This is a genomic window from Bartonella sp. MU70NMGDW (assembly GCF_042194085.1).
GTDB lineage: Bacteria > Pseudomonadota > Alphaproteobacteria > Rhizobiales > Rhizobiaceae > Bartonella > Bartonella grahamii.
The window spans coordinates 1-2,516 of record NZ_JBHIMK010000176.1 but is presented as its reverse complement, the minus strand read 5'-3'; the positions used below and the strand labels follow the sequence as shown (position 1 = coordinate 2,516).

The window sequence follows — 2,516 nt, the reverse complement described above, 5'->3', positions numbered from 1 at the left end:
GGTGAATTCACACGCAAAATGGGTATGCTGGTTGCAAAAGACAATGTTGGTTTCGGCATGCGATCATGGCGCTATGCTGCCGTTATTAATGATGGTGTGGTTGAGCAATGGTTTGAAGAAGCGGGTTTTTCAGACAATTGCATGACAGATCCTTACGAAGTCTCTTCACCACAAAATGTTTTAAAAGCTTTGAAAAGCTAATTCCGCCCCCAAAGTCGTCCATTTAAACAAAATTTAACGACACAAATTTCCTTAGTAAAGAAAATTTGTGTCGTTTGTATTTTTTGAAACATCTATTTGTCAAAGCAGACACTATAATTTGGTTGAGCGTTTTCGGTAAGAAAATATCCCAGCAATAAATTTTTAATAGGTATTTCACGTTTTAACTGCTTTGAAAAAACTTTGTGTCAAACAATAATTTGATTTATAAAGATAATTTATAATTTTTCATGTCGAATGAGATGCACTGAATATCATAAGATTGTTTTATTTTATCCCTTCTTATATTGAATCTCTTAAAACTATTTTCTTGCTCATTAGCACGTGAGATTGGCATATGAATAAACGGTTAAAAAGAGTATAAATGCGTCTCATAAACGCTCTAAAACACAAAAGCTATGAACATCATTACTGCAAGCTTCACAAAAGCATCAAGAAAAAAATATGGTATAAAAACGGCTCTGCATAAATAACCGTTCATGAAGAATATTAAATAAAAACAGATCCCGTAAACATTCCAATTCACATACAATAAACAGATTCATTGCTGTTTTAATAGTCATTTATTCTAAGCTTTTATTTTTCTCTAAGAGAAAAACAGTTAAAGAAGGCGTCTATTTGGATATTCTACCATAAAGTGTTTTTTCATTTCTTCCTCTTCTATCTCTTCCTCTTCATCGAGCTCAAAATCTTCATCACATTCAGGAAGACCAAAAATATCTGGATTAATGAAATAACAATATTTTTTTGTCCCCTTCGCTACAATTTTATTCTCTTCTAATTCTTTGATACCTTCTTTAAAACTTTCAAAATTAAGATATTCTGGTTCTTGAATTGAAAGATCACAAATCAAAAATTCATTGAGAGTATCCTCATCTAATCTTACCTGATCAAACCATAAATCCACATCATCTTCATCTGACATTTTCCCTACTTGCCACAACATCACAAAAAATGCTTTCATACCACTAAATGACAGCCCAAAAATCATACGCCGGCTATCGGACGCTCCTGAAAACGTAATTTGCGGAAGATCTTCAAATCCGAAATTTGAAGGAGGAAGTTTAAATGATTTTCCAATATCTTCAGGTTTTTTCAAAATAAAGGGATTTCTTTCATATAACACTGTAAAATCATATTGGGCCATTTTCATTTCTCCGTAAAAAATTGATTTGTTATAATAAATGAATAATTTCAAATGGTTTTCATTATAATCTCTTATAATGCCTCCCATATTTTTCCTTTAAAAATTGTCTGATTTAAGTTATTCGTTGCTTTTGAAACTAAAAAAATCTTCTAAAATAAAACTCTTGAGATTTCTTTCATCTCTCATGGATGTGAGATTGTAGACTGCCGACAATAAAACAGTAGAAAATATGATATCAGCAAATGAGAATTCAAAAATTAAATCCATATGAATGAATGATGATCAATATTGCTATAAACTATTGGGTTTCTGTTATTGATCATCAATTTTTCTAAACAGGGTTGCGTCAAGGACCTCAAATGCTTCAGTGTCCAGTATTTTGCTTTACGAAGGTGCTTACCTCGCGTCCTCAAAAGCATTTTCACCTTTAAAAATTGCTTTTATGCCGCAGGAACTTTAAAAAAAATAACGCGATTTTAAGAATATCTAAACAAGTAAAATACAAATTCTGAAAATTGAAGAAGAAATGTTCAAGCTTTTCCTAACAATTTCTTTCACAAAACTTTTATCATTATCGTTTTTGCGCTGCCAAAATATCTTGTACTGTTTGAACCAATTGCTCTTCATCAATCATCACTTGCGCAGGACGGCTTTCACGCCATGTTTGATTATCTTTGATCTCATGAGACAAACGCGCTCCTTCAATCAAATCTTTAATCTGTATTTTCCCGCTCTCACGTTCTTGTGAACCTTGGATAACCACACAAGGCGCTTGACGTCGATCTGCATATTTCATCTGCGCTTTAATTCCCGATGCCCCCAAATAGAGCTCAGCACGAATTCCCGCATTTCGCAATTGCATCACCATTTTTTGATAACCAGCAACCGCCTCTGGTTCTTTATCCATCCTCAGTACCACAACCGGCCCTGTTGTGTCCTTCATAGGCAACTTTCCAAGATTTTGCAAAGCAGCGATCAAGCGTGAAACACCGATTGAAAAACCTGTTGCCGGAATATTTTCACCACGAAAGCGTGCCACCAATCCATCATAGCGCCCACCACCACCAACGGAGCCAAAAACAACTTTTTGCCCATCATCATTGAGAACATCAAAAAGCAATGCCGCCTCAAAAACAGGTCCCGTATAATA

The 2,516-nt window shown here is 34.4% G+C and carries 2 protein-coding genes and 1 pseudogene; 1 reads left to right on the top strand and 2 read right to left on the bottom strand.

What is annotated here, in order from left to right; translation table 11 throughout:
- A pseudogene (locus ACFIKE_RS09345) lies at nt 1-201 on the top strand (peroxiredoxin); the annotation flags it as partial.
- 619 nt (nt 202-820) lie between these two features.
- On the opposite strand, the gene ACFIKE_RS09340 reads toward ACFIKE_RS09345, so the two are convergent.
- On the bottom strand, nt 821-1,366 hold the full coding sequence (locus ACFIKE_RS09340; RefSeq protein ID WP_375627366.1) for a replication protein: 546 nt from the start codon (nt 1,364-1,366) through the stop codon (nt 821-823).
- A 571-nt stretch (nt 1,367-1,937) separates the two neighbouring features.
- The coding region (locus ACFIKE_RS09335) for a His/Gly/Thr/Pro-type tRNA ligase C-terminal domain-containing protein (protein ID WP_375649525.1) at nt 1,938-2,516 on the bottom strand (579 nt) is incomplete at its 5' end.

What these genes read in the sequence shown, in the direction of transcription:
- ACFIKE_RS09340 (WP_375627366.1), bottom strand. Translation starts at nt 1,366, where the DNA reads ATGGCCCAATATGATTTTACAGTGTTATATGAAAGAAATCCCTTTATT.